Source organism: Vibrio sp. Vb0598 (assembly GCF_033338935.1).
Taxonomy (GTDB): domain Bacteria; phylum Pseudomonadota; class Gammaproteobacteria; order Enterobacterales; family Vibrionaceae; genus Vibrio; species Vibrio alginolyticus.
The window spans coordinates 1-1,188 of the sequence record NZ_JAWOTP010000195.1; the positions used below are offsets into that span (position 1 = coordinate 1).

Annotated in this window: 2 protein-coding genes and 1 pseudogene; all 3 read right to left on the reverse strand. The window is 47.4% G+C overall.

From position 1 onward, the window contains the following. A pseudogene (locus R7Q38_RS24020) lies at positions 1 to 462 on the reverse strand (thiazole synthase); the annotation flags it as partial. Positions 463 to 467: 5 nt separating this feature from the next. Beyond that, positions 468 to 671, reverse strand: coding sequence for a sulfur carrier protein ThiS (thiS, locus tag R7Q38_RS24025; protein WP_017449536.1), 204 nt, complete (start codon positions 669 to 671; stop codon positions 468 to 470). Between the two features lie 79 nt (positions 672 to 750). Next, positions 751 to 1,188 (reverse strand): HesA/MoeB/ThiF family protein (locus R7Q38_RS24030; protein WP_318114569.1); only part of this gene is annotated, 438 nt, incomplete at its 5' end.

Here is a 1,188-nt window from a genome sequence, read left to right on the forward strand (position 1 = left end):
CGGCGCACCCAATGGCATAACCGCAGCACAGCCAACTTCTTCCAGCCGTTTACATAACACCGGATCAGCATGGCAATATGGCAACACAATAAAGCCATCTCGCACGAGCTGTTCGGCAGCGGCTAAGGTTTCTATCGGGTCAGGCATTAAGTATTTCGGGTCGGGATGGATCTCCAGTTTGACCCAATTTGTGCCCAACGCTTCGCGAGCAAGCTGCGCAGCAAAAACTGCATCTTTAGCATTTTTTGCGCCAGAGGTGTTAGGTAGCAAATTCACACCGGCGTGAATCAAAGGCTGCAAAATGTCATCGTGCTGATCATGCACATCCACACGTTTAAGCGCCATCGTAGCGAGCTGTGAACCTGAAACCTGGATGGCTTCGGCCATTAAACGGCTATTAGAAAATTTGCCTGTTCCAGTGAACAAGCGCGATTGAAATTCTTTATCTCCAATTTTCAGCATCGACATTATCCCCCTGCGATGGCTTGAAACAGAGAGATACTATCTCCCTCAGAAAGTACCGTACTCGCCCATTCGCTACGCGGCACCACTTGATTATTAATGGCAAAAACACAGCCCATTTCAGGCAGAGAAAACTGGGTAATGATTTGCTGTAGGTTGGCTTTACACTCGACCTGCTGAGCTTGGTCGTTAATAGCGATAGTTATCACGTTACCTCTCTCCTTTGGCAAATGAACGTACAAACGAACTTGCTGCGAATTGATTTGAAACTGTCATGGCGGTCATCTCTTAACTGCTCATTGGTGCAAGATTATTGTCACCACAAACCTGACATTGCTTGTCTTTGGTTATAGACATGGTCTGCCAGTTCATCCGCAGTCCATCAAAGAGGTGTAACTGACCACACTCAACATGAAAGCGATCTATCGCCAACTTTTGAATAGCAGCGAGAGCTTGGTAGTTCCCCAGAGTGCCCACCACAGGGCCGATAATGCCGGTTTCGCTGCACTTCATTGTTTGCTGCAATTCATCAAACGGATACAAGCATCGATAGCAGCCTGAATTTGATGGTTTGTCTGAGTAGTCAAAAACAGCAAACTGCCCTTGCCAACCAATCGCTGCCGCCGATATCAGAGGTGTATTTTGCTCATAACAAACTTGATTGATCAACTGCCTCGTTGGCAGGTTGTCACTGCAATCCAACACCACATCCGCCAACATGACTTC